We start from the raw sequence: 2,899 nt of genomic DNA, 5'->3' as shown, positions 1-2,899 counted from the left end.
ATATCGATAGGTAAGTCTTTGAAGTTATCTCTAACTTTTCCCCCGATCCGCACGGTACGTGCCACTTTCACGGCATACCGCGGTCCACCTATACTGTAGTTTTCTTTCCATCTAATAATGATAAATTCTAAGCAAACAACGCTAGTTGTTCATAATTTAATTCCACTTCAATTTGTGATTAAATACAGATTTCCTCGTTTTTGACTAGCTTTCGCAATTTGTTAAGTTTGTCTAACTGTTCCCCATTGAGTTTTAGTTCATTGAGTAGTTGGTTTATGGCTTCTTTCTTGGTTGCGTGTATTAGTCTATGAACACTTGGTTTGATGATGATAAGGTTTTTGTAGCTGTCATCCTTTGTTTCACTCCATAATTGCTTATGGTGACAATGGACATCCCAGGGCAAGAGTTTCTCGCCTGTTACACTGCATTTACCTTTTTGAGCTACGTAAAGAGAAATTCGATTGTCATTGTATTCAACGGTTGTCCGTCCATTTATGACTGGATTTTCTCTTAGCCATTTTAGTTCTGTTTCGGTTATGTCTGCCAAGTTTTTGTGTATCAAGGCTCGCCCTTCTACGGTGTATTTGTTAATGGCTTGCTTTTTCATCAACGGATTTTTGTGTTGAATATAAGCGATTGGTAGGATAGGACGTCTCATGAGATATCTCATCCTTTTTGACTTTAGATATGGTTTGATACCTTTGTCTTTTCCTTCATATTGTCCTATATTCGTGTATCCATTAGTGTTGCTTTTTCCTCTTCTTGTTGACTTAGGGAAACGGTTATACATCATACAGTCGAGTTCTAGACCCATTTTGTCGAGGTCTAGGCTGACATGCGTTGCTATTCTGTAATAGTTATGCTTGCCAATGACAATGCTGTTGTATAAATTGATTCCTTTGATTGCTTCAATAGAGTTTGGGGTTTTCTGTATTTTTTTCACTTGTTTTGCTAAATCTTGCTTCGTCTTTTTCAGTGCTTTTGGAGATACGTGTGTTTCTGCAATATATCGTGTGTTTCCGTTTTTCCGTTTTCCTTTCTTTACAGCTTTGAGAGAGAAGCCTAAGAATTCACTCTCTTGCTTTTTCAGATTGGTAACCTTGGATTTTTCGGTTGAGATAGGCAATTTCAAGCGTTCTTCTAGCCACATTTGGCATGCTTTGAATATTTTCTCTGCATTGCTTCGTGTGTTTGTGAAGATTTTGAAATCATCTGCGTACCTTACGATATACATAGGTTTCATTTTTGATGTTTTGGTTAGGACATATGTTACGGTGTCGTTACTCCAAATTCCATCTTTGTATCTCGGTTTTACCTTTTTGGCTTTGAATGTTTCCCATTGTTTACTGACCCACCAGTCGAATTCATTGAGATTGATGTTGGCGAGTAGGGGACTGAGAATACCACCTTGCGGGGTACCTTTAGTCGGGAACATTGTTGTACCGTCAGGCATTTGCACTGGTGCTTTCAATATTTTTCGGATAATGACGAGTAATTGTTTGTCCCGTATACCCAGTGTCCATATTTGGCGCATGAGTTTGGTGTGATTTACTTCGTCGAAAAATCCTTTAATATCCACGTCTACCACATAAGTAAGGTTTTGTTGGTTTACCTTTTTAATACTATCTGCTATGGCATTTTCTGCACTTCGGTTCGGGCGAAATCCGTAACTTCTATTACAAAATTGCGCTTCGCAAATAGGTTCCAAAACTTGAAGAATACATTGTTGGATAATTCTATCCCACATACTTGGTATTCCTAGAGGTCTTGTTTCTCCGTTGGGCTTAGGTATTTCCTTCCGTCTTACCTTTTGTGGTTGGTAGTTTTGAAAGCGTCTTTTAACTTCATTCAAGAAATAGCTCTGTTCCATTCTTTCAATATCCTTGATGTTTATGTTGTCACAGGCGGATGTTTTACTCCCTTTATTTCCTTTTATGTTACGAAAAGCGAGGAGTATATTTTCGTCTGATGTGATAGTAGGCATCAGTTTCTTGAAAGAATTTCCTTTGGTTGCTTTCTGGTATAAGTCGTCTAGGACATTTTGAATACCGTAGTATTCATTGTGTCTAAGTTTCTTATCCTTTAGCGTGGGCTTAGATTTGTCATTCATGGTCTATCACCTACTCTTATATTGATTTTTGGTGACCTTTTGAGTCTTACCAGAATCCATGCAAGATTAGATGAAAGTTCAGTTCCTCCAATATAGGCTTGTGGCTGTTCCTCCAGTTCCATTACAGAACCTTCTCGGGTCGTGCCACTACTCTCACTACTATTAAGAATACTTCCCTCGGTTGTCCGTTTCGTATTCAACTATATCCGCCGATAGAGATTGCTCTCAACGTTAGTAGCTTTCGACGTTCCGTTCAGACTATCATTGTTTTAAACGTCATAAGACCTCCGATTTAGGTGCTTGCTATACCCCGTGTCTAGCTCCGTTGCCTGTAACAACGTTAGGATTGTTATCCCATGAATTATTCCAATCCATTAGACAAGTCTTATTTTCAGACTCCGAATCATTTCTAACCCGTCACAATCTCGAGGCGTACATTCGCAAGTTCGTCAGTGTTTACACATTCTCACCATGTCGGTTGACAGCATACAATACTTTATCAGTTCCATTTGGTTTATTATTCCGAATGGCTTTCGGTTGCCCTATGGGGTACTTCGGATAATGATTGCATGTTTTACCCTGCTTCCAACATCACGCTATGCCTAGCGTATGCTGTCGGGAATCTCACTGGGAGAGTTTCGGGTCGTTACTCCTTCATTCCTCTCACTTGTCTGCACAGTTATCCTGTTCTTGTAGCCTTGGCTTATTTCTTTAAAGAACAGTCATCGTTTGTCGCTAAAAACGTTGTAATACCAACGTTTTTGCTTAGTCGATAACGTCTCGCACTCA

At 39.3% G+C, this 2,899-nt stretch carries 1 protein-coding gene; it reads right to left on the bottom strand.

Annotation, left to right across the window (positions count from 1 at the left end):
* Positions 1 to 178 precede the first annotated feature (178 nt).
* On the bottom strand, positions 179 to 2,110 hold the full coding sequence (gene ltrA / locus MR115_RS29445) for a group II intron reverse transcriptase/maturase (RefSeq protein WP_242243837.1): 1,932 nt from the start codon (positions 2,108 to 2,110) through the stop codon (positions 179 to 181).
* Positions 2,111 to 2,899: the final 789 nt, after the last annotated feature.

It is taken from the genome of Bacillus cereus group sp. BfR-BA-01309 (assembly GCF_022664315.1).
GTDB classification, from domain to species: domain Bacteria; phylum Bacillota; class Bacilli; order Bacillales; family Bacillaceae_G; genus Bacillus_A; species Bacillus_A mobilis.
The sequence above is the reverse complement of the archived record's forward strand: the minus strand, read 5'-3'. Positions and strand labels throughout refer to the sequence as shown.

What these genes read in the sequence shown, in the direction of transcription:
- ltrA (WP_242243837.1), bottom strand. Translation starts at nt 2,110, where the DNA reads ATGAATGACAAATCTAAGCCCACGCTAAAGGATAAGAAACTTAGACAC.